The 19,414-nt window shown below is 69.8% G+C and carries 15 protein-coding genes; 2 read left to right on the forward strand and 13 right to left on the reverse strand.

Annotated elements, in window-relative coordinates; genetic code table 11:
* On the reverse strand, positions 1 to 987 hold the full coding sequence (locus tag ACYVD1_RS05945) for an alpha/beta fold hydrolase (protein ID WP_460768898.1): 987 nt from the start codon (positions 985 to 987) through the stop codon (positions 1 to 3).
* Between the two features lie 376 nt (positions 988 to 1,363).
* Here ACYVD1_RS05945 and ACYVD1_RS05950 point away from each other — a divergent pair, with 376 nt between their 5' ends.
* A complete protein-coding gene (locus tag ACYVD1_RS05950) occupies positions 1,364 to 2,353 on the forward strand; it encodes an AraC-like ligand-binding domain-containing protein (RefSeq protein ID WP_460768901.1) in 990 nt (329 codons plus the stop codon).
* Positions 2,354 to 2,416: 63 nt separating this feature from the next.
* Here ACYVD1_RS05950 and ACYVD1_RS05955 read toward each other — a convergent pair whose 3' ends face one another.
* The gene (locus tag ACYVD1_RS05955) at positions 2,417 to 3,379 is read right to left on the reverse strand and encodes a threonine ammonia-lyase (RefSeq protein WP_460768904.1); all 963 of its coding nucleotides are present in this window, start codon (positions 3,377 to 3,379) and stop codon (positions 2,417 to 2,419) included.
* Positions 3,380 to 3,429: 50 nt separating this feature from the next.
* On the opposite strand from ACYVD1_RS05955, the gene ACYVD1_RS05960 reads away from it, so the two are divergent.
* On the forward strand, positions 3,430 to 4,023 hold the full coding sequence (locus ACYVD1_RS05960) for a flavin reductase family protein (RefSeq protein ID WP_460768906.1): 594 nt from the start codon (positions 3,430 to 3,432) through the stop codon (positions 4,021 to 4,023).
* A gap of 81 nt (positions 4,024 to 4,104) precedes the next feature.
* Here the strand turns inward: ACYVD1_RS05960 and ACYVD1_RS05965 are convergent, their stop codons facing one another.
* The 11 genes from ACYVD1_RS05965 to ACYVD1_RS06015 form a co-directional block, all read right to left on the reverse strand.
* Entirely contained in the window at positions 4,105 to 4,776 is a 672-nt protein-coding gene (locus ACYVD1_RS05965) for a maleylpyruvate isomerase family mycothiol-dependent enzyme (RefSeq protein ID WP_460768908.1), read from the reverse strand.
* Positions 4,777 to 4,913: 137 nt separating this feature from the next.
* Entirely contained in the window at positions 4,914 to 5,969 is a 1,056-nt protein-coding gene (locus ACYVD1_RS05970; RefSeq protein WP_460768910.1) for a lytic polysaccharide monooxygenase, read from the reverse strand.
* Positions 5,970 to 6,046: 77 nt separating this feature from the next.
* A complete protein-coding gene (locus tag ACYVD1_RS05975; protein WP_460768912.1) occupies positions 6,047 to 7,492 on the reverse strand; it encodes an endo-1,4-beta-xylanase in 1,446 nt (481 codons plus the stop codon).
* Between the two features lie 191 nt (positions 7,493 to 7,683).
* Entirely contained in the window at positions 7,684 to 9,750 is a 2,067-nt protein-coding gene (locus tag ACYVD1_RS05980; RefSeq protein ID WP_460768914.1) for a glycoside hydrolase family 48 protein, read from the reverse strand.
* 454 nt (positions 9,751 to 10,204) lie between these two features.
* Entirely contained in the window at positions 10,205 to 11,026 is an 822-nt protein-coding gene (locus ACYVD1_RS05985) for an IclR family transcriptional regulator (RefSeq protein WP_460768916.1), read from the reverse strand.
* Positions 11,023 to 11,862, reverse strand: coding sequence for a carbohydrate ABC transporter permease (locus tag ACYVD1_RS05990; RefSeq protein WP_460768918.1), 840 nt, complete (start codon positions 11,860 to 11,862; stop codon positions 11,023 to 11,025). The genes ACYVD1_RS05985 and ACYVD1_RS05990 overlap by 4 nt, the downstream gene beginning before the upstream one ends.
* Positions 11,859 to 12,806: a carbohydrate ABC transporter permease gene (locus tag ACYVD1_RS05995; protein ID WP_460768920.1), complete on the reverse strand. Its 948-nt coding sequence runs from the start codon at positions 12,804 to 12,806 to the stop codon at positions 11,859 to 11,861. Before ACYVD1_RS05995 ends, ACYVD1_RS05990 begins: the two co-directional genes overlap by 4 nt.
* A 7-nt stretch (positions 12,807 to 12,813) precedes the next feature.
* A complete protein-coding gene (locus tag ACYVD1_RS06000; protein WP_460768923.1) occupies positions 12,814 to 14,112 on the reverse strand; it encodes an extracellular solute-binding protein in 1,299 nt (432 codons plus the stop codon).
* A 180-nt stretch (positions 14,113 to 14,292) separates the two neighbouring features.
* The gene (locus ACYVD1_RS06005; RefSeq protein WP_460768926.1) at positions 14,293 to 14,910 is read right to left on the reverse strand and encodes an FMN reductase; all 618 of its coding nucleotides are present in this window, start codon (positions 14,908 to 14,910) and stop codon (positions 14,293 to 14,295) included.
* Positions 14,910 to 16,010, reverse strand: a complete 1,101-nt coding sequence (locus ACYVD1_RS06010) for an LLM class flavin-dependent oxidoreductase (protein WP_460746797.1) — start codon at positions 16,008 to 16,010, stop codon at positions 14,910 to 14,912. Before ACYVD1_RS06010 ends, ACYVD1_RS06005 begins: the two co-directional genes overlap by 1 nt.
* 1,053 nt (positions 16,011 to 17,063) lie before the next feature.
* Positions 17,064 to 19,325 carry a serine/threonine-protein kinase gene (locus ACYVD1_RS06015; RefSeq protein ID WP_460768928.1) on the reverse strand — a complete coding sequence of 754 codons (2,262 nt, stop codon included), beginning with the start codon at positions 19,323 to 19,325 and terminating at the stop codon, positions 17,064 to 17,066.
* Positions 19,326 to 19,414: the final 89 nt, after the last annotated feature.

Consider the following 19,414-nt stretch of genomic DNA (forward strand, 5'->3'; position numbering starts at 1 on the left):
TCATTGCTCCCTTTCCAAGGTGCGAATCCAGTCGATGACGGGGACGACGGTCTCGTCGGAGTTGGCTTCGAAGGCCAGGCCGTGGCCGTTGCCGTCGATGCCGTGGTCGGGCAGGTGGAGGGATTCGGCCTCGGCTCCGGATCGGCGTAGGAAGTCGATGACGTCCGGGGCGAACGCGGCGAAGGCGGAGGCGCCGCCGGTGACCACGCTGACCGGGGTCCCCGCCAGGCCGGGCACGGGTCGGTCCAAAACCTCGGAGGGGTGTTCGGCCGGCGGGTCGGTGGGGATCTGCGCACTGGTCAGACCCCAGGTAAGGGTGCCCAGCCCGGGGAACTCGGCGAACGGCGGGCCGACGGGTTCGATCGCCACGATCCCCGCGACGGCGCCCGGCCGTGCGGCCGCGGTCAGCCACCCCACCGGCCCACCCGCCGAATGTGTGATCAGCACCGCGGGGCCGGTCAGGTCGAGGAGCCGGGCCAGCCGGTCGGTGTCCATCCGTTGGGATTCGGCGAGGTCGGCCGGGAGGGGTCCCATCGGGCTGACCAGCCGGTCCAAGTCGGGGGAGCCGATGTCACGGCCGAGCCGCCATTGGGTCTGGGTGTCGCGTGCGTCCTCGGGCAGGAAGAGCGCGGCCGCGGCCTCGTAGGGGAACTGCGCGCCCATGGGTCCGACCACGTCGGGGTGGTAGGGAGAGCGTCCGTGCCCGCAACGGTCGACCACGTACACCGCGAAACCTGCCGCGACCAGGTGGGAGAGCCACCCGGGCCGCCCGTCGGGGGTACCCGTCCAGTCGGTGCCCTGGCCGCCGCCCCCGTGGACGAGCACGAGCGGAAGCGGGCGTGCACCGGTGGCCGGAGCCTCCCAGTGCACGAACATCGGCGCCCGTTGCGCCGTTCCGACCTCGGTGCGAACCCGTTCGCCGGGGATCCATATCCGTCCCCGGCGGACCGTGACCACTTCTCCCCCGGCCTTGTGCGGTGCCGGCATACCGGTCCTCCTCAGGCGTCGGATCGAGCGCGCGGAGGAGCTGACCGCCCCGCTGCTCGTACCACTCGGACTGCTCGTGCGGTGGGGAGCGGGGGCCGGGCTCGTGTGGTGACTCGTGCATGGGCTGGCCGGAGCACCCTGCCCTCGCGGTGAGGCCGGGGTACCGACGGGGTAAGCAAGGTCTGGCCCCCGGATGCCCCGGTAACCGGACCGTGCCCTGGACACTAGAAAGCGCCTGGTGGGGAGGCATACGGCGACAGCGCACAGCCCTGTCGCCCGCGTGCAGTGTGGATCGTCGGCCTTTCCCCTCGGCGGTGCCGTGGGCCACACTCGGTCCCGTTCCCCCAGCGCACCCCCGTGAGCCGTGGAGAAGGCGATGACAAAGCTGTTGGCGCACGCCGACGACCTGCTGGAGAGGCCGGGCACGGACAGGGTGCACTTCGGATCCTGGGCGGTGGCAGTTCGGGAGAGCGTGATGCGGTTCCGGTTCGACTGCGCCCGTCCCGGTGACTTCAGCGGCGCGATCCGCAACCGGGCGCTCAGCGACGTCAACTTCGTGGACATGGCCTGTGGGAAACACGCCGCGTACCGGGACCGGGACTCCATCACGGAGGCCGACAGCGGTCTCTACGTGCTGACTCTGCAGCTCTCCGGGCAACTGTGGCTGACGCAGGATGACAAGACAGCGGTGCTCGGACCCGGGATGTTCGCCGTCTACGACTCGTCCAGGCCCGCGGAGATCACCGCGAGCGACGACTACCGGTCGACGTGCATACGGTTCCCCAAGGAGCGGTTGGGATCGCCCCAAGCCGAACCGCTGGCCGACCTGACCGCGACCGCGTTCGAGTACGGGCCGGGGCTGACCGCCGCCGCCTGGGACACGGTGCTCACCCTGAACCGGAACCTGGAATCGTTGGGCCGACAGGCGCCGCTGGCCGTCCGCGGCAGCATGGACCTCGTCCGAGCCATGCTGTCCGCCGAACTCGGCGGTCCCGGAGGGCTGTGCTCCGCGCGGCCCCAGGAGGTCCTCCTGCGGGACATCCTCGAGTACATCGACGCGTGGCTGGGCGATCCCGGACTCGGTCCCGCGCGGATCGCGTCAGCGCACCACATCTCGCTGCGGTACCTGCACAGTCTGTTCGAACTGACGGAGCACAGCGTGTCCCGGTGGGTCCGCACCCGCCGGATCCAGATGTGCCGCACGGACCTGGCGGAGCCGGGGCTGGCGCACCTGGCAGCGTCGGCCATAGCGGCGCGTTGGGGTTTCCGGAGCCCTTCGCACTTCGGTCAGGTCTTCAAGCAGGAGACCGGCCGCACGCCGGCTGAGTACCGCGCACTCGCCCTGGGCCGACCCACCCTGTACTGACCCGCCAGTGCGCACGCTCGCGCCGGTACACCGCGGGGCCGGATCCGGGACCGGGCGCGGGACTCAGCCGGTGGCGACCAGGCGGGCGAGGAGGTAGGGGTCGACATTGCCTCCGGAGACCACGGCGACCGTCGCCTCGGGCCGGTCCGGGACCGTGTCGACCCGCCCCGAAAGCAGCGCCGCGGCGGCCAGCGCCCCGCTGGGTTCGGCCACCAGCCGGGAGCCGTGCGCCAGCAGGCCCACCGCACGGGCGATATCGTCCTCGGAGACGGTGACCACCTCGTCCAGCCGGTCCGCCAGGTGGGCGAAGGTGAACTCCGACAGGCAGGTGCGCACCCCGTCGGCCATGGTCCGGTAGGTGCGTTCCGGCTCCCAGGTGACGAGTCGGCCCTCCCGAAGGCTCTCCTGGGCGTCGGCGGCCAGCTCCGGCTCCACACCCACGACCCGGACGGGGCGCGGGTGCGCCGTCCGGGCGGCGGTGGCCACGCCCGACGCCAGCCCTCCCCCGCCGACCGGAACCACGATGGTGGTGACCTCGGGCGACTGTTCCAGAATCTCCAGGCCCACGGTGCCCTGCCCGGCGATCACCCGGGCATCGTCGAAGGGCGGGACCAGTGCCAGCAGTTCGCGCTCGACCAGTTCCTGGGCGGCGGTGAGCCGTTCGGCCGGCGGAACCGGCACTACCCGGGCACCCGCCGCCCGGATCCTCTCCACCTTGATCTCGGGCGCTCCCTCGGGCACCACCACCGTGCAGTCCACACCGTGCCGCGCCGAAGCCACGACCAAGGCCAGACCGTGGTTTCCGGAGGAGTGGGTGATGACGCCGTTGCCCCGTTGGGCCCCGTTGAGCAGGGCCACCGCGTTCGTGGCCCCGCGCAGTTTGAAGGCGCCGGTGGGCTGCAGACTCTCGGGTTTGAGGAGGAAGGGACGCTCGGTCTCGGGTCCGGCGGTCAGGGGGGTGCGCACCACGTGGCCTTGGACCCGGGTGGCGGCGGCCCGGACATCGTCTGCAGTGACCAGTTCCATCCGGCGAGTATGCCCGGGGCCGCCCCTCACACACGGGATAATCGGTACCGATGCGTACTGAACTGACCCCCGACGACCTGCCCGGCCGGGGCTTCTACAAGCTGATGACGTCCGTGGTGGTCCCGCGCCCGATCGCGTGGGTCTCCTCCACTTCGGGGGCCGGTGTGGACAACCTGGCCCCGCACTCCTTCTTCACGGTCTCCTGCACCGAGCCGCCCATCGTGCAGTTCACCTCGGTGGGGCGAAAGGACTCCCTGCGGAACGTGGAGGAGACCGGTGAGTTCGTGGTCAACCTGGCGCCGGAGCCGTTGCAGGATCAGATCAACGCGAGCGGGACCGCTTATCCGGCGGACGTGAGCGAGTTCGACGCGCTGGGGATCAGGCGGGAGGCGAGCACGTCGGTGCGCCCGCCCCGGGTGGCCGACTCTCCGGTGGCGCTGGAGTGCGCGCTGCACTCGACCCTGAGGCTGGGAGACTCCACCGTCGTTTTCGGACGGGTACTGAACGCGGCCGTGGACGAGGGCGTGCTGGTGGACGGCCACCCGGAGGCCACCCTGCTGCGCCCGATGGCCCGGCTGGGGCGCAACGAGTGGTCCACCCTGGGCGAGGTGCGGGCGATCGACCGCATCCCCTACAGTCCCTGAGTCCTCTGCCCCTGAACCGGGCGCCAAGGGCGGGGTCCGGTGCCGTGTCCGGGTGCCCGTGCCCCCGCCCACGGGCCGCGGTCACACGCTCAGGTCCACCTTGGGTGCGGGCAGGGTGGGCAGGAACGGGGCCACCGGCGCGGGGTCGCCACCGGACCAGTCCATGGCCAGGATCTGGGCCACACTGCGTCGGCCGGTCACCGCACGGGCCAGCTCGAAGGCGGTGCCGCTGAGCGTGAGCGCACCTCCCTGGCCGAGGTTCCACTCCTGTCCGGTGTCCGCGGCCTCGACCCGCAGGGACGGGGCCTCGTCGGGCCACCCCTTGGCCAGACCGCCCAGGGGGAAGGCCGCGAGCTGGTCGGCGTCCGCGGTCTGGGCTTCCAGACCCAGAGCGCCCCGGATGTCGTTCTCGTGGTGCCACACGTCCAGCGCTGGCAGGGAGTAACGCGCCCTCTTCCGGGTGCGCATGATCTCCACCAGGGCGGGGGCGCTGTCACGCCACTGGGCGCCGATCTCGTCGATGCCCAGGTGCTCGCGGTCGGCGACCTGGCGTGCGGTGACCTCGTCGGTGGCCGGAGGCGTGACCTTGTCCTCGGCGACCTCGGCGCTGAGCCCGGCCAGGTGGGCGAAGACCTGGTGGACGGTCCAGTCCGGGCAGGCGGGGACGACGGTGTCGAGCTGTTCCTGGTCCAGGGTGGCGGCAAGGTCCAGCAGTCGGCCCTGGCAGTTCTCGTAGATGCGCGCGGAGTCCATCGCCCCACCGTACCTAACAGTGTTAGCCCAGCTACTCCGGACCGGCCGGACGCGCCGGTCCGGAGCAGCCGGTGGTGGCCCGGCCCCGGGGCACGGCTGCCCGGGGCCGGACCCGCTTTCGGGGTTCGGTGCGAGGTTCAGGCCTCTTGGCACTCCACCCTGGGTTCGATGTTCACGTCCTCGAAGCTCGCACTGAAGGTGAAGGACGCGGTCTCACCGGCATCCAGCACCCCGTTGTCCTCGATGTTGGTCGCCTCGAAGTGCGCACCGTGGTTGACCCACGTGGCACCGCTCATCTCCAGGATCTCCTGGCGGTTGGCGAACACCCAGTCCACCATCCAGCCGTCGGTCCCGTCGGGGCCGGCGGTCACCTCGACCTCCGCCTCGAACCCGTCGTCGGTCTCTTCGGTGACGGTGTACTCGGCCGTGCAGTACTCCTCCGGGGGCTCGGTGGGGTCGGGGCTCGCGGTCGGCTCCTCAGTGGGCTCCCCGGTGGGGTCCGGGTCCCCCGGTCCGGTGCCGGGGTCCTCGCCGAATACCACGTCGGAGCAGTTGTAGAAGGCCTCCGGGCTGTCCGAGCGCTCCCACACCACGTAGACCATGTGGTGTCCGTCCCGCTCGGGCAGGTCGACGTCCCAGTAGTACTCGGCCCCGGCGTCGCCCTCACTGCGCAGGGGCGGATCGGCGGCCTCGTCGATGAGCTCGAGGTCGTCCCAGTTCAGCGGCGACTCGGGGTCGAAGCCGTCGGTCGTGACGTAGGTGAAGAACGTGCCGGGGTGCGGGGCCCACGCGTTGTGCCGGAACTCGACGGTCTCCCCGGGTGGCAGCTCGGTGGTGGGCCAGTCCGTCCTCGGCTCGTTGAAGGCCGCGAAGTCCTCGCTGGGGCCGCACAGTTCTCCGTCGGGCACGTACTCCTCGTGCTGCCCGTCGGAGTCGGGGATGAGGTTGCCGTACCAGTTCCAGAACGCGTAGTCGCCGCCCTCGGTCAGGGCGTCGGCGCAGGCCGGGTTGGTCGGGTCGAGGGCACCGCCGCCGGTGCCGCCGGTGGCGTCGTCGAAACACGCGAAGGTGCGGCTGGCGGGGTAGGTGAAGGCGCCGTGGGCCTCTGCGGAGTCCGGCAGGGCGACCACCGCGGCACCGACCGCGAGGCCGCCCAGCGCCAAGCTGAGGCCGATTATGTGTCGTGGGCGCATAGGGCGATCTCCCGTTCCTTGTGGGGGAACCCGGCCGCACGCGCGTGCGGCCGGGCATTGGGGGGTTCCAGGGAGTGTCAGGTGGTGCAGGCGGGCTCGGGGCTGTCGGAGGGGGTTCCGCTGCCGAGGAATCCGAACGAGGTGGACTCCCCCGGGGAGAGTTGGCCGTTGTGCTCGTCGTTGACGGCCGTGACCTGGTCGCCGCTCTGGGAAACGGTGGCGTTCCAGGCCTGGTCGATGCTCTCCGTTCCTTCGGTGGTCCAGGTGACGGTCCAACCGCTCAGGTCGGTACCGGCGGTGACGGTCACTTCGCCCTGGAAACCGCCGTCCCACTGGCTGACCAGCGTGTAGTCGGCGTCGCAGTCACCTGTGGGGTCGGTGGGGTCGTCGGTCGGGGGATCCGTGGGCTCGTCGGTCGGCGGGTCGGTGGGCCCTGATCCGGAACCGCCCAGGGCCTCGTGGATCGCCCAGTAGGAGTCCTTGGGGGCGTAGTCCTCATCGATGGGCAGGGCCGCCCCCTCGCCCGCGAAGTGGTCGGGGACCCAGGAGTAGGCGTCGGTGACACCCCATACGGTCACCCCGGTGCAGCCGTCGATGTCCAAGCACATGTCCACGACCTCGCCGTAGTCCTCGGCCTGTTGCAGCAGGTCGGCCTCGGTGGCGGGGGTGTCCATCCGCACGTCCAGTTCGGTGATCCGCACGTCCAGGCCCAGGTCGACGAAGCGCTGGATGTTGTCGCTCATGGTGTCGGGGACCTGGCCCACGATCAGGTGCGCCTGTAGTCCGATTCCGTCCAGCGGGGCGCCCTGCTCCAGCAGGTCGACGGCCAGGTCGTAGTAGGCGTCGCTCTTCGCGTTGATCCCGTCGATGCTGTAGTCGTTGATGTACAGGTCGGCTGAGGGGTCGGCGTCCCTGGCCATGTGCAGGGACTGGGCGATGAAGTCCTCCCCGAGCGTCTCGTGGAAGACCGAGTCCCGGTACTGGGCGTCGTCGTCGATGGGTTCGTTGACCACGTCCCAGGTGTCGATCTGGCCAGCGAAGCGCCCCATCGTGGTGTTGATGTGGTCGTCCATGACGGCGAGGAGTTCTTCTTCGGTGAAGCCGCTGTCGGAGACCCAGGAGGGCAGCTGGCTGTGCCAGACCAAGGTGTGTCCGTGCACGTCCTGGCCGTGGTCCTCGGCGAAGTCCACGACCCGGTCGGCCCCGGCCCAGGAATACTCGCCCTGCTGTGGTTGGACGGACTCCCACTTGAGCGAGTTCTCGTGGGTGACCGAGTTGAACTCCTCAGCCGCGGTCTGGGCGTAGGCGTCCTCGTCGAGGTGGTGGTCGGCGACGGCGGCCCCGATGAACGTGCCCTGTTGTTCGGCCAGTTCACGGAGGGTCTGCTCCTGCTGTGCGGTCTGCGCGGAGGCGGGAGCCGCCGCGGTGGACTGTCCGTTGAGGACCGCGGAGAATCCGGCGGCGACCAGTCCGAGAGTGAGTGCGGAAGCGACGGCTGTGTGTCTGAGTGGACGACCCGGCATCGGAGCTCCTTGGGGGAAGGGAGGGAGGGATCGGCGGGACCCGGCCAGCAGGAGAGCACCGGTAGCGGGTCGGGAGAAGAGCGCGCGGGTGGGCGCGGAGGGGGTGGTGGGTGCGGGACGGGCCTGCTGGCCCGCCCCGCACCGGTCGGTGGTCGGCGGTTACCGGTCAGCGGTGGTGGAGCGGCGGGGCGTCAGTCCTGACCGCCCTCCTCCCCTTCGCCGTCGCCGCCGAACAGCTCGCCGTGGGTGGCGAGGGCGGTGGCCACGTCGACCTGGGCCCAGAAGCGGTGGTAGGTGAACTCGGGCGCTTCGCCGCCGTCCAGGTACTCCTCGACCTGTGCGTAATCCGGGTCGTCGAAGTAGAACGAGCGGATGGACTCGAACGTGGAATCGGAGTTGATCTCGTCGCCGTTGGGCATCGTCCCGGAGAAGTCGTCCGGGACGTACAGTCCGCCGTCCGGGGCGTCGTACGGGTCGTTGAACCGGTCGTAGTCCTCGCGGACCTCCGGCACGGACACCCCGATGTCGCCCTCGTTGGCCATGAGGGCGTCGAGCAGGCCCTCCGCGGTCTCCAAGGAGGCCTCGTCTCCGGTGGCGGAGGCGTAGTGCAGGAGGGTCTTGGCCAGTCCGGCGGCGATCCCGACGTCCTGGTTGTGCGAGACGACCTCCACGCCCAGGTCGGGGTTTCCGGTGGGCGTGCCGTCCCAGTCGTCGGGCTGTCCGCTCCACTCCATCTCGGCGGGGATAGCGAACTCTCCGTCCGAGCCGACCGTGGTGTTCTCGATCGCCCAGGGAATCCAGTTGTCGAGGATGTCCCCGGCACGCTCGTCACCGGTGATGCGGTGGTATTCGGCCACCCGCTCGATGTCCCAGATCTGGAAACCGAACCACTGGTTCGAGGGCGGGTCGTGCCAGACCGGCTGCTCGTCGTAGTACAGGCCGTGGAACGTCGAGGTGCCCGCGGGCGGCTCCTCGTAGCTGCCCTCCCAGCTGTTGGTCGCGCCGCCGGCGATACCGCCGTCGGAGGACTGCAGCCACTGGATGAACTCCAGCTGGCGGTCGAGGCTAGTACCCCAGTCGTCGGCCCCGGTGGGTGACTCCGGCTGGAGCGCCTCGGACTCGGAGAGGGCGTAGGCCGTCATCACGTTCTGGTAGCCCTGGTGGGCGGAGGATCCGCCGATCCGCCAGGCCCACGGGTACTCGGCGCTCTCCAGGGCTCCGCCCCAGGAGTAGTACCAGGCGAGCAGGTAGTGCGCTGAGTCCTTGTCCGTTCCGGGTGGGCAGGACTCGGCACCGACGCACTCGCCGATCTCCTTGAAGTACTTGTCGAACATGGAGTAGCGCAGGTAGTCGCCCATCATCGCCGCGTTGGAGATGCTGTCCGCGATGGCGGACTCGTTGCCCTGCTCGGCGGCCCACTCGTGCGCGAGGTAGGCGACCTGGACGGCGCGCGCGTCGGCGTCGGGCGCGTTGGTGTAGCGCCACTGCTCGGAGGCCTCCGGGTCGTCGACGTACAGGTCGACGTAGCCGTTCTCCGCTCCGTGTTCGAAGGTTTCACAGGAGGGGTGGGGCACGGTCTCCCAGACGGACTCGTTGGAGCCGCGCTGGAAGGTGTTGATGTAGCCGGGGGCGTCGTCGCTCCCGTCACCGCAGAACCCGTAGCCGTAGACGTTGTCCACGTCGAGCAGCCAGTGCATGCCGTAGATCTCGTCGGTGCCGTAGGTACTGCTCAGCTCGTCGGCCAGGGGGTCCTCGCCGACTTCGACTCCTTCGGTGAGGGGCATCGGGTAGTCGCCCGGTTCCAGCGACTCGGGGATGTAGGTGGCGGGGTCGGAGGGGTCGTAGGCCTCGTTGGTCGGCTGGTCCTCCGTGCCCGGGATGATGAAGGCCTCCATCGACTCCCAGGCCTCGTTGAAGGGGTCCCAGTCACCGGAGAGCCGTCCGTAGGAAGCCTCCAGCCAGAGGTAGTAGCTGTAGGCCTCCGAGGTGGTGGCGTGCCCGGTGTCGGGTGCCTCCACGATGAGGTTCTCCACGGAGTGGTAGGGCACCAGGAGCCCGTCGAACTCGCGGAAGTATCCGCTGCTCGGGTCCTTGATCTTGTCGTACAGGTCCATGAACTGGGACTCGTACTGGGTGAGCTCCGGGTTCTCCGCGCGGACCGTGTCCGCGACGGGTGTGTACTCGTAACTGTCGGAGATCACCGGTTCGGCCTGTGCGGACACGGCCGTGAAGGTGGCCGCGACCAAGGCGGCGCTCATGGTTACGGGTAGTAGCCAGGGCCGCCGGGCGGTCCTGCCTGAGCGGGGGGTTTTCACGTCGTCCTCCTTGGGGGACGGGCGTTAGCGGGGGGTGGCCTTCGGCGTGCGTCCTCCGGCCGACGGCCCGGTTCAGGGGGCTGTTGGTGATGGTCGTGGTCCCGGTGTGGTGGGGAGCTCCCGAGGGGCCCGGGCAGGTGCCGCGGCAACGGCGAACCCGAGCCGTCACTCTTGGGAGCGCTCCCACTACACAGTGCCGAAAAGGTAACACCATTGAAAGAAGGGCGCAATGGGGGAACCGGAGAGAATCCGCCCGGCTTTCACGATCGGCGCCCGGTACAGCACCGGCCCCGGGCTCAACCAGCCGCCGCCCCGCGACCGGCCGCGGGGCGGCGGCCTCACGCTGTCGCCCGCAGCAGGTATCACCAATTCCCGTGGTCAGTGCACCGATCTCCGGTCAGTGCGACTGGGGCGCTTCACCCGCCCCGACAGGCGGTTGACCGCCCAGCTCGACGGAGACGCACGCGGCCACCGCGGCCACTTGGGGCCCCAGCCGCCGCACCCGGGCCACCGGCAGCTGGCTTACCAGCGCGGACACACTAATGGCGGCGACAGGGTCCTGGTTGTGGTCGAACACCGGCGCGGCGACGCAGCGCACCTCCGGTTCGTTCTCCCGGTCGTCGATCGCGTAGCCGCGCTCCCGCACCCGGCGCAGTTCCTCCGCGAAGACCCTCGGATCGGTCACCGTCCGAGCGGTAACCGCGGGAAGCCCCGCCGCCACCACGTCCACCACGAGGTCGTCCGGGCCGAACGCGAGAATCGCTCGGCCCACCGCCGTCCGGTAGGCGGGCATCCGTGCACCGATCCGCGAGGCCATCCGCACCGTGGCCGTGTCCTCCACCTTGTCGATGTAAACGACGTCGTGGCCGTCCAACCGCACCAGGTGGCAGGTGTGCCCGGTGTGCCTGACGAGGCCGCGCAGGTGGTTCGAGGCGACCGATCGGAGTTCCATGTGGTCCAGGTAGGACTGCCAGAGCAACAGCGCCGCGGTGCCCAACCGGAACCGTCCGCTGCGCGGCTCACGGGCGAGCAGACCGTACTCCACCAACGGCTCGCACAGGCGCAGCACCGTACTCTTGTTCACCCGCAGGCTCTCGGCCAACTCGGTCAGGCTCGCGCCCCCGCTCTCGACCGGACTCGCCCGGACGAACTCCACGATGGCCAGCCCTCGTCGGAGCGACGCCGAGGAATTGCGCCGCGCAACCGGGGCCGCGCTCACCCCTTCACCGCCCCTCCCAGTCCGGACGCGAGCCTGTGCTGCACGAACAGGAAGAACACCAGGACCGGGACGGTCATCATGACCGAGGCCGCCATGATGCCGCCCCAGTCGTTCTCGTCCGGCCGGAAGAGGGACAGCAGGGCGATCGGCAGGGTCTGGTTCTCCTGGGCCGAGATGATGAAGGTCCTGGCGAACAGGAAGTCGTTCCACGTCATGATGAACGAAAAGCTACTGCAGGCCACCACACCCGGCGCTACCAGGGGGAACAGCACCCGGGAGACGAAGGTGAAGCTGCCGGCGCCGTCCAGCCACGCCGCCTCCTCCAGCTCCTTGGGCACCGCCGCCACGAAGCTCCGCAGCATCCAGATGGCCAGCGGGAGGGCGAACGCCATGTGCACCAGCATGAGTGACCCGAGGTGGTTCAGACCCACCCCGGGGACCGCCTGTCCCATGGTGCGCATCAGGAAGAAGAGCGGGATGGTCAGGGCCTCGATCGGGACCATCTGCGCGATCAGCACCATGACGAGCAGGGTCGTGCGGAGCCGGAAGCGGTACCGCGTGAGCGCCACCGCGGCCAGGAAGGCACAGAGGGTCGAGACGGTCACGACCACGACCGCCACCAGCACACTGTTCAGGAAGTACTGGCCGAACCCGTCGATCAGCAGCACCCGGCGGAACGAGTCCAGGGTCGGGTCGAGCGTGTACGGCGTGGCCTCCCCGGCTTCCAGGTCGGCCCGCGGCCGCAGCGCCGAGAGCACCATCCAGTAGAGCGGCAGGGCGACGGCCAGCGCGATCAGCAGCCCCGCGATGTCGTTCCCCAGTCGTCGGAGAGTCACAGCACCTCCCCCTGACGGCGCAGGGCGCGCAGGTAGACGAGCGTGATGAGGAGCAGGAGGAGGGTGGTGACCACACCGATGGCCGATCCCAGCCCGTACTGGCCGGAGGAGAAGGCCTGTTGGTAGGCGTACACGTTGAGCACCAGGTTCTGTCCGGCGATCCCGCCGCCCCCGGTCATGATGAAGATCTGCGTGAAGATCTTGAAGTCCCAGATGATCGACAGGATGGTCACGATGGTGACGGCCGGCCGCAGGATCGGCAGCATCACCGACCACGCGATCCGGGCCGTCGAGGCCCCGTCCAGCCGTGCGGCCTCGACCACCTCAACGGGGATGGCCCGGATCCCGGCGTAGAGCGTCACCATGACGAACGGGAACGAGCACCACACCACCTGCGCACCGACCAGGGCGAAGGCGGACCACTTGTCGTAGGTCCAGGAATGGCCGGCGAACTCGCTCAGGCCCAAGCCCGTGAGGACCTGGTTCACCGGGCCCAGTGTCGGGTCGAACAGGTGGAGCCATACGGCACTGCCCGTGACTGCCGGTGTCGCCCATGCCCCCAGCGCGGCGAGGAAGAGCAGGGTGCGCACCCACGGGGTGAGCCGGGTGGCCAGCACCGCCAGCGCCCCGCCCACGGCGAGCGTGCCCACCACACACGCCCCGGCGAAGACGACCGTGTTGAGCAGCACCTCCCAGAACTGGTCGTCCCCCAGCAGCGCGCGGTAGTTGTCCCAGCCGACGAAGCGCAGCGGCTCAGCGCCGGTGACCTGGGGCTGGCGGTAGTCGAAGAAGGAGACCAGCACCAGCTGGTAGAGCGGGTAGACCAGCATCCCGCCCAGCACCACCAGTGCGGGCAGCAGGTACATCCAGGGTTCGATCCTCCGGCCCCGGAGGCCGGAGGGCCCGTAGCCGGGACGCCGACGCGCGGGGGTTCGGGGCGCCATGTCCGATTCACCCCCTGCCGAAGGCATCGTCGAGGGCGCGGGCGGCTTCATCGGCGGCCTGGTCCACTGAGGCGTCTCCAGCGGCGACGCGCTGCGCCATAGTCGGCAGGACGCCCTCGGCGTCGACGGTCGCCCAGGCTCCGGTGACCGGGACGAAGCGGGTCCCCGCGTCGATGGTCTCGACGAACGGGGCGGCCTCGTCGTCTGAGGCGGCCAGCTCCGCCCGTACGTCTGTGAAGACGGGCAGGTTTCCCATGGCCTCGTACATGTGCAGTTGGTACTCCTTGCCTGCCAGCAGCTTGACGAACTCCACGGAGAGGGTGTGCCGGTCGGTTCCGGCGAGCACGCCGAGGTTGTTGCCTCCGGCGAAGGCTGGGGCGATGCTTCCGGGCTCGGTTCCGGGGAGCGGAACGACGGCGGCGGTCTCGGCGATATCGCTGTCGTGCAGGGCGTTGAGGTTGAAGTTGCCGCCGATGGTCATGGCGGCGTCGCCGGCCAGGAAGTTCTGCACGGAGTCGTCCCCGGTCATCTCGGAGCAGGTCTGCGGCGGACACACGTCGTCGGAGAGGATCCGGCCGTACAGCTCCAGGCCCTCCTTCGCCGCGGCGGAGTCGATGGTGGCGGCGTAGGAGCCGCCGTCGGGCTCGGCAATGTCACCGCCGTGCGCCCAGAGGAACGGCATCATGGCGTAGGTGTAGGCCCCGCCGCTGGACACGCCCAGCATCTCCGGGTCGTCCTCGCGCACCGCCCGCCCGGCCGCCACCACCTCGTCCAGCGTTTCGGGAACCTCCAGGCCGAGGTCGTCGAGGACGTCGGTGCGGTAGAAGAGGGCGCGGGCGCCGAGGAACCACGGCACTCCGTAGTCGGCGCCGTCGACCCGGGCGGTGGCCGCGACGTCGTCGGAGATGTCGTCGCCCGGTTCCCAGCCGGCGAGGTCCTCGGTGAGGTCGGCCAAGCCCGCGGACTCCACGTACCCGGCCAGGTCCGTGTTTCCGTACTCGGCGACGTCGGGGGCGGACGAGGGGTCCAGGAAGGCCCCTTGGAAGCGTTCGGCCCTGGTCTCCACCGGGATGTACTGGATGTCGACCTCGACCCCGTCGTGCGCGGCCTCGAACTCCTCCACCGCGGCGTCGACGACCCTTTCCTTCGGCGCTTGGTCGACCTCGGAGAACAGCCAGACGCGCAGGGTTCCCTCCGTCTCGTCCACGCCGGATGTGGAGCCGCTGATCTGGAGGGGCGCGCACGCGGACAGCAGAACCGCGAGGCCGAGGGGCGCACAGGCACGGGCGGGGCCTGAGGATCGCATCCGAACTCCCTAGCCTGGCCGGAGGTAGAGGGCAGCGGGGTCCGACCATCTGGTGGAGCGACTGTAAACAACCCTTCCCACTGCGTTGAAGAGGGGAAGGGCATTGTTGTGCAGGGCACAAAGAACGGCGCGCGGTGCGGGGCACCGCGCGCCGTGGCAGGGGTCTTCGTGGCCGGGCCCTCAGGCCCCCAGACCCGACATCAGGTCCGCGAAGGGTGTGGGCTCGTCGTAAGGGTCGTCCGCTGCGGGTGCGTTCTCGGTGGCCAGCAGGGCCAGCTGCCGGGCCGAGCGCTCGATGCGTTCGGACAGCTCGCGGCCGCCGTTCTCGCCCGCACCCCAGTCCTCGGAGGCGGCGTAGACGCCCGTGGGCACCACCACCGCGCGGGTGTAGGAGAACATGGGCCGCAGGGCGTGCTCCAGTACCAGCGAGTGGCGCGGGCTGCCGCCGGTGGCGGCTGCCAGGACCGGCTTTCCGTCCAGGGTGCCGGGCTCGATGACGTCGAAGAAGGACTTGAACAGCCCGCTGTAGGAGGCGTTGAAGACCGGGGTCACCGCGATGACCCCGTCCGCCGCCGCGACGTCCTCCAGCACGCCCGGTAGTTCACCGGTGGGCACCCGGGTGGTCATGGCGTTCATGATGTCGTGCGCCAGCTCGCGCAGCTCCACGACGCGGACCTCGGCCTTCTCCCCGCGGTCGGCCAAGGCCTCCTCCGCCGCGGCGGTCAGCCGGTCGGCGAGCAGGCGGGTCGAGGAGGGGTTGCTCAGCCCTGCCGTGACGGTTACCAGCCTTCGGGTCATCACTTGGCCTCCGTGTTCGTGGTCGCGCGCTCCTTCGCGGCCAGGAGCGAGGCGTGCGTGGGGGCGTCGGGAACGTGGTCGGGCTTCTTCGCGGCGAACTCCTTGCGCAGCACCGGGACGACCTCCTCACCCAGGATGTCCAGCTGCTCCAGCACGGTCTTGAGCGGCAGGCCCGCGTGGTCCATCAGGAAGAGCTGGCGCTGGTAGTCGCCGAAGGACTCGCGGAAGCCCAGGGTGCGGTCGATGACCTCCTGCGGGCTGCCGACCGTCAGCGGGGTCTCGCGGGTGAACTCCTCCAAGGAGGGGCCACCGCCGTAGACCGGCGCGTTGTCGAAGTAGGGACGGAACTCCTTGACCGCGTCCTGGGAGTTCTTGCGCATGAAGACCTGGCCCCCGAGGCCGACGATGGCCTGGTCGGCCTTGCCGTGGCCGTAGTGCTCGAAGCGGCGGCGGTACAGCGAGATGAGCTTCTTGGTGTGGGTCGCGGGCCAGAAGATGTGGTTGTGGAAGAAACCGTCGCCGTAGTACGCGGCCTGTTCCGCGATCTCCGGACTGCGGATGGATCCGTGCCAGACGAACGGCGGTACGTCGTCGAGTGGGCGCGGGGTGGAGGTGAAGCCCTGCAGCGGGGTGCGGAACTTGCCTTCCCAGTTGACCACGTCCTCGCGCCAGAGGCGGTGCACCAGGTTGTAGTTCTCCAGCGCCAGCGGGATGCCCTGGCGGATGTCCTGCCCGAACCAGGGGTAGACCGGGCCGGTGTTGCCGCGCCCCATCATCAGATCCACCCGGCCGTCGGCCAGGTGCTGGAGCACGGCGAAGTCCTCGGCGATCTTCACCGGGTCGTTCGTGGTGATCAGCGTGGTGGAGGTGGACAGGATGAGCTTCTCGGTCTGGGCCGCGACGTAGCCGAGCATCGTGGTGGGAGAGGAGGCGACGAAGGGCGGGTTGTGGTGCTCGCCCGTGGCGAAGACGTCCAGGCCGACCTCCTCCGCCTTGAGGGCGATCCGCACCATCGCCTTGATCCGCTCGCCCTCGGTGGGCGTACGCCCCGTCGTAGGGTCGGTCGTCACGTCGCTGACCGAGAAGATTCCGAACTGCATGGCCGCTCCCCCAACCAGATAGCTTCCCAGGAAAATGCTTACGGTGAAACTATCATGCCGAACCCGCGATCGCGGGCAAGTATTCCGCCCGCGGTACCAGGCGCACCCGGAGCGCGTCCAACGAAACTTTCCGTGACCACAAAATGACACTATGGGGCAAAGGCGGCAGGGCGGCCACCGACACCGGGAAACGAAACAGCGGGAGCGGATCGGACCCCCGCAGCCCTTCGTGACGCGCCCCTCCCTTACACGTGTCGGGCCGCACAAACCGGTGACCGTCCGCCCGCGAAACCCTGCGGAACCAAGGGAGAACCGGACGGCCCCAGAGGCACGACCACCACTGCCACCGGGCGAAAACCCCTGTCAGGCCGAGGTTCCCGGGCCTCGCGGCGCACCAAGGGCCACCCGGTTTCAGCGCCGCGGCCCGGCCCGCCCCCAGGATCCCGCGGAGGAGGTTAGGCTCCCAGTGCCCGAGTTCGCACCCGCTTTTTACCGAGCCAAGCGAAAATCTGTTCCCTGGGCGGGAACACCACACCTATATGAAGCGTTCTCACAGGTGAAGCACCCCAGACCGACCCCAACCCCAACAAACCCATCGCCGTCTGTGCGAAAGCTTCGACATCACCTTTAGACCATGCGCGGTTGCACGCGTTCGTGTTGGCAATGGGGGTTTCTGACACGAAGACATCGCAGCAACCGCCTTCCCAGCGGCCAGACCGCACTTCGTGCGTTGGCCGCGCGGTCGGGTCCCACGTTGGGGGACGTGGGACCCGGCCAGACCTAGCGAATACGCGTGTTCGTGTCGTAAATGGGGGTTTCCGACACGGAACTTCCACCGTATTCGCCGCCCAGCGGCCGCACCGCACCTAGTGCGCGGGCCGCACGGCCGGTTCCACGTTGGGGGACGTGGAACCCGGCCAGGCTTCAAGGGGGGCGCGCCACACGGCGCGCCCCCCTTTTTCATGCGGGGACCGTTTCTCATGCCCGGCCGGGTTCTCCTCCGCCACCGCACCGGAGGAGAACCGGTGCCCGCAGCGCCGTCACGCTCTCCGCTCAGGACCGTTCGTGGAATTCGATCAGGGCGATGTCGTCGATGTCGGCTTCGTAGTATTCGGGATCTTCTGCGTAGGGCTGGGTCGGCTCCGTGGCCGGACTGCACGGCGAGTACGAGATGGCGCTCTCGGTGGGGTTCTCTGTCGCGATATGCATGTCCCAGGTGTCGCTGCAGGCCACCGTGTCGTCGATGACGCTGATCGTCCCCCTAGAGAACCGGCCGTTGAGCCACACCCGCCGGTCCTGATGGTCGCTCGGGTTCTCCAGCACGTCCGCTACGTCCATCGCGTAGTCGCAGTCCATGTCCCAACCGCTGGCCTGGACATCCCACTCCTTCTCCCCGGGGTAGCCCATCACCACGGTCCCGCAGATCGGGGCGTACACCAACTCCCAGTCGGGCCCCTCCTCGTCGGCGGCCCATATCTGGGGGTCCTCCAACGGCACTTCGGCGTCCATCTCCTCAAAGTCGACCCGCACGTCCCACCGGTCCGTGGTGTACTCGGCCCAGACCGGTCGTTCCTCTTCGTCGAGTTCGACCCGGCCGGTGGCTTCCTCCTCCGCGAAATCCCCCTCGTCCAGGAGTCCGAACACGGTGGGCCCCGTATACACGCGCTCCTCTCCATCCGCGACTTCGGCCCCACCCGCCTCAGCCAGGCTCTGCAGCGGCGCGGTGACCAGGGTGGCGGCAACGGAGTCGGCGCTGACGCCGGGGGCGAGCTCCAAGGGCTCAGGTGTGGACAACCACTCCTCCTCGCGCGGCGCGTACACATAGAGTTCGCCCTGGTGGTTGGCGACCGCCGTGGTGCCCGGACCCATCGCCGCACCTCGGATCAGGAAGCTGTCGGTGTCGGCCGAGTACAGGTATTCCTCCTCGACCCGGCTGCCCGCCACCACCTCGTCCACGGGGGTCCCGGTACGTTCGGAGATCTGCTCGGCGTGTTCCTGGGAGTAGGCGCGTTCCACCTGGGCGGTGTAGCCTTCGCTCTCCTCCAGGAGGCTCGCGGCTGCGGCGACCGTCTCCGACGGGTTCTCACTCACCTGGTCGTAGACCACGAATCCGCCCGCGGTCAGTCCGGCTACGGCGAGCAGACCCGCGCCCGCCATGCCGACCTTGGACGTGGCGACCCCGCCCAGCACACCGCCGCCGGTCAGGCCCGTCCCGGCCGCACCTCCGCTCGCCGCCCCCGAACCGGCCGCGCCCGCTCCAGCCGAACCTCCCGAACCCAGCGCGCCCGAGCCCGCGACGCCCATACCCAGGCTGGCCGCGGAGGCCACACCCAGTGCGGCGGCCCATCGGGCGGGGTCGTGTCCGGCGTCGTCCACGCCGCGCCAGTAGTCGCGGAGCATGCGGCGCAGGGCGTCGGCCGCCGTGACCGCAAGGCGTCCGTCCTGCTCCTCCGGGCCCTCCTCAGACCCTTCCCGCGGTTCGGGGAGCAGGGAGCGCACCAGCGCCTCGGACTTCGGGCGCTGCTCCGGGTCCACAGACAGTGCGGCCTCCACCAGGCCGTGCAGGCCCTCGGGCACCCCGTCGACCTCGTAGGCGCCCTCGCGCACCCGGCGCGCCAGCTCCGCCGGGTCACCGCTGCCGAACGGCTGGTGTCCGGTGGCGGCCAGCGCCACCAGCCCGCCCCAGGCGAACACGTCGGCGGCCGGGTCCGCGGCCGCACCGGTGTAGCGTTCGGGGGCCGACCAGCCTGGGGTGCCGTAGGAGGCCGAACCGTCCTCGGAGCGCTCGGTCCCGACCTCGACCGCAATGCCGAAGTCCACGATCTTCGGCCCGTCCGGAGACAGGATGACGTTGCCCGGTTTGATGTCCCGGTGGGCGATCCCCGCCGTGTGCAGGGCGGCCAGACCCTCCGCAGCGCCCAGTGCGAAAGTGCGGAGCATGTCGCCCTCCAGCGGACCGAACGCGCGCACGTGCGCCCGCAGATCGCGGCCGGGGACGTAGTCGAAGGCCAGCCACGGCACCGCCGCCTCGGTGTCGGCTGCGTGCAGGCGGGCGGTGCTGATTCCGTCGGCCCGCCCCAGCATCTCGACCTCGCTGGCGAACGCCTCCCGGAACCGGGGCTTGCGGGCGAAGTCGGCGTGCACGGTCTTGACCGCCACGCACACCCCCTGGCCGTCCAAAGCTCCGTAGACGGCTCCCATACCTCCGGAGCCGATCCTCCCCACCACGCGGTAGGTCCCGATCTCGGCCGGGTCACCCGCCTCCAGTGGTGCGAGCCCGGGTGGCAGGGGGACTGTTTCGGGGGAAGTGGACATCGACGCCCTTCAAGACGAGGTGGGTGTTCCGGGGCGTGGGGGTACTCCGCCCGGACAGTCTGACGCCCCTGTGCCGCCGGGGGTTCGAG

It is taken from the genome of Nocardiopsis nanhaiensis (genome assembly GCF_054778635.1).

Excerpts from the sequence above, each read along its gene's own strand:
- ACYVD1_RS05950 (WP_460768901.1), top strand. The coding sequence starts at position 1,364 with ATGACAAAGCTGTTGGCGCACGCCGACGACCTGCTGGAGAGGCCGGGC.
- ACYVD1_RS05975 (WP_460768912.1), bottom strand. The coding sequence starts at position 7,492 with ATGCCGGGTCGTCCACTCAGACACACAGCCGTCGCTTCCGCACTCACT.
- ACYVD1_RS05980 (WP_460768914.1), bottom strand. The coding sequence starts at position 9,750 with ATGAGCGCCGCCTTGGTCGCGGCCACCTTCACGGCCGTGTCCGCACAG.
- ACYVD1_RS05995 (WP_460768920.1), bottom strand. The coding sequence starts at position 12,806 with ATGGCGCCCCGAACCCCCGCGCGTCGGCGTCCCGGCTACGGGCCCTCC.
- ACYVD1_RS06000 (WP_460768923.1), bottom strand. The coding sequence starts at position 14,112 with ATGCGATCCTCAGGCCCCGCCCGTGCCTGTGCGCCCCTCGGCCTCGCG.
- ACYVD1_RS06015 (WP_460768928.1), bottom strand. The coding sequence starts at position 19,325 with ATGTCCACTTCCCCCGAAACAGTCCCCCTGCCACCCGGGCTCGCACCA.
- ACYVD1_RS05970 (WP_460768910.1), bottom strand. The coding sequence starts at position 5,969 with ATGCGCCCACGACACATAATCGGCCTCAGCTTGGCGCTGGGCGGCCTC.
- ACYVD1_RS05965 (WP_460768908.1), bottom strand. The coding sequence starts at position 4,776 with ATGGACTCCGCGCGCATCTACGAGAACTGCCAGGGCCGACTGCTGGAC.
- ACYVD1_RS06005 (WP_460768926.1), bottom strand. The coding sequence starts at position 14,910 with ATGACCCGAAGGCTGGTAACCGTCACGGCAGGGCTGAGCAACCCCTCC.
- ACYVD1_RS05945 (WP_460768898.1), bottom strand. The coding sequence starts at position 987 with ATGCCGGCACCGCACAAGGCCGGGGGAGAAGTGGTCACGGTCCGCCGG.
- ACYVD1_RS05960 (WP_460768906.1), top strand. The coding sequence starts at position 3,430 with ATGCGTACTGAACTGACCCCCGACGACCTGCCCGGCCGGGGCTTCTAC.
- ACYVD1_RS05955 (WP_460768904.1), bottom strand. The coding sequence starts at position 3,379 with ATGGAACTGGTCACTGCAGACGATGTCCGGGCCGCCGCCACCCGGGTC.
- ACYVD1_RS06010 (WP_460746797.1), bottom strand. The coding sequence starts at position 16,010 with ATGCAGTTCGGAATCTTCTCGGTCAGCGACGTGACGACCGACCCTACG.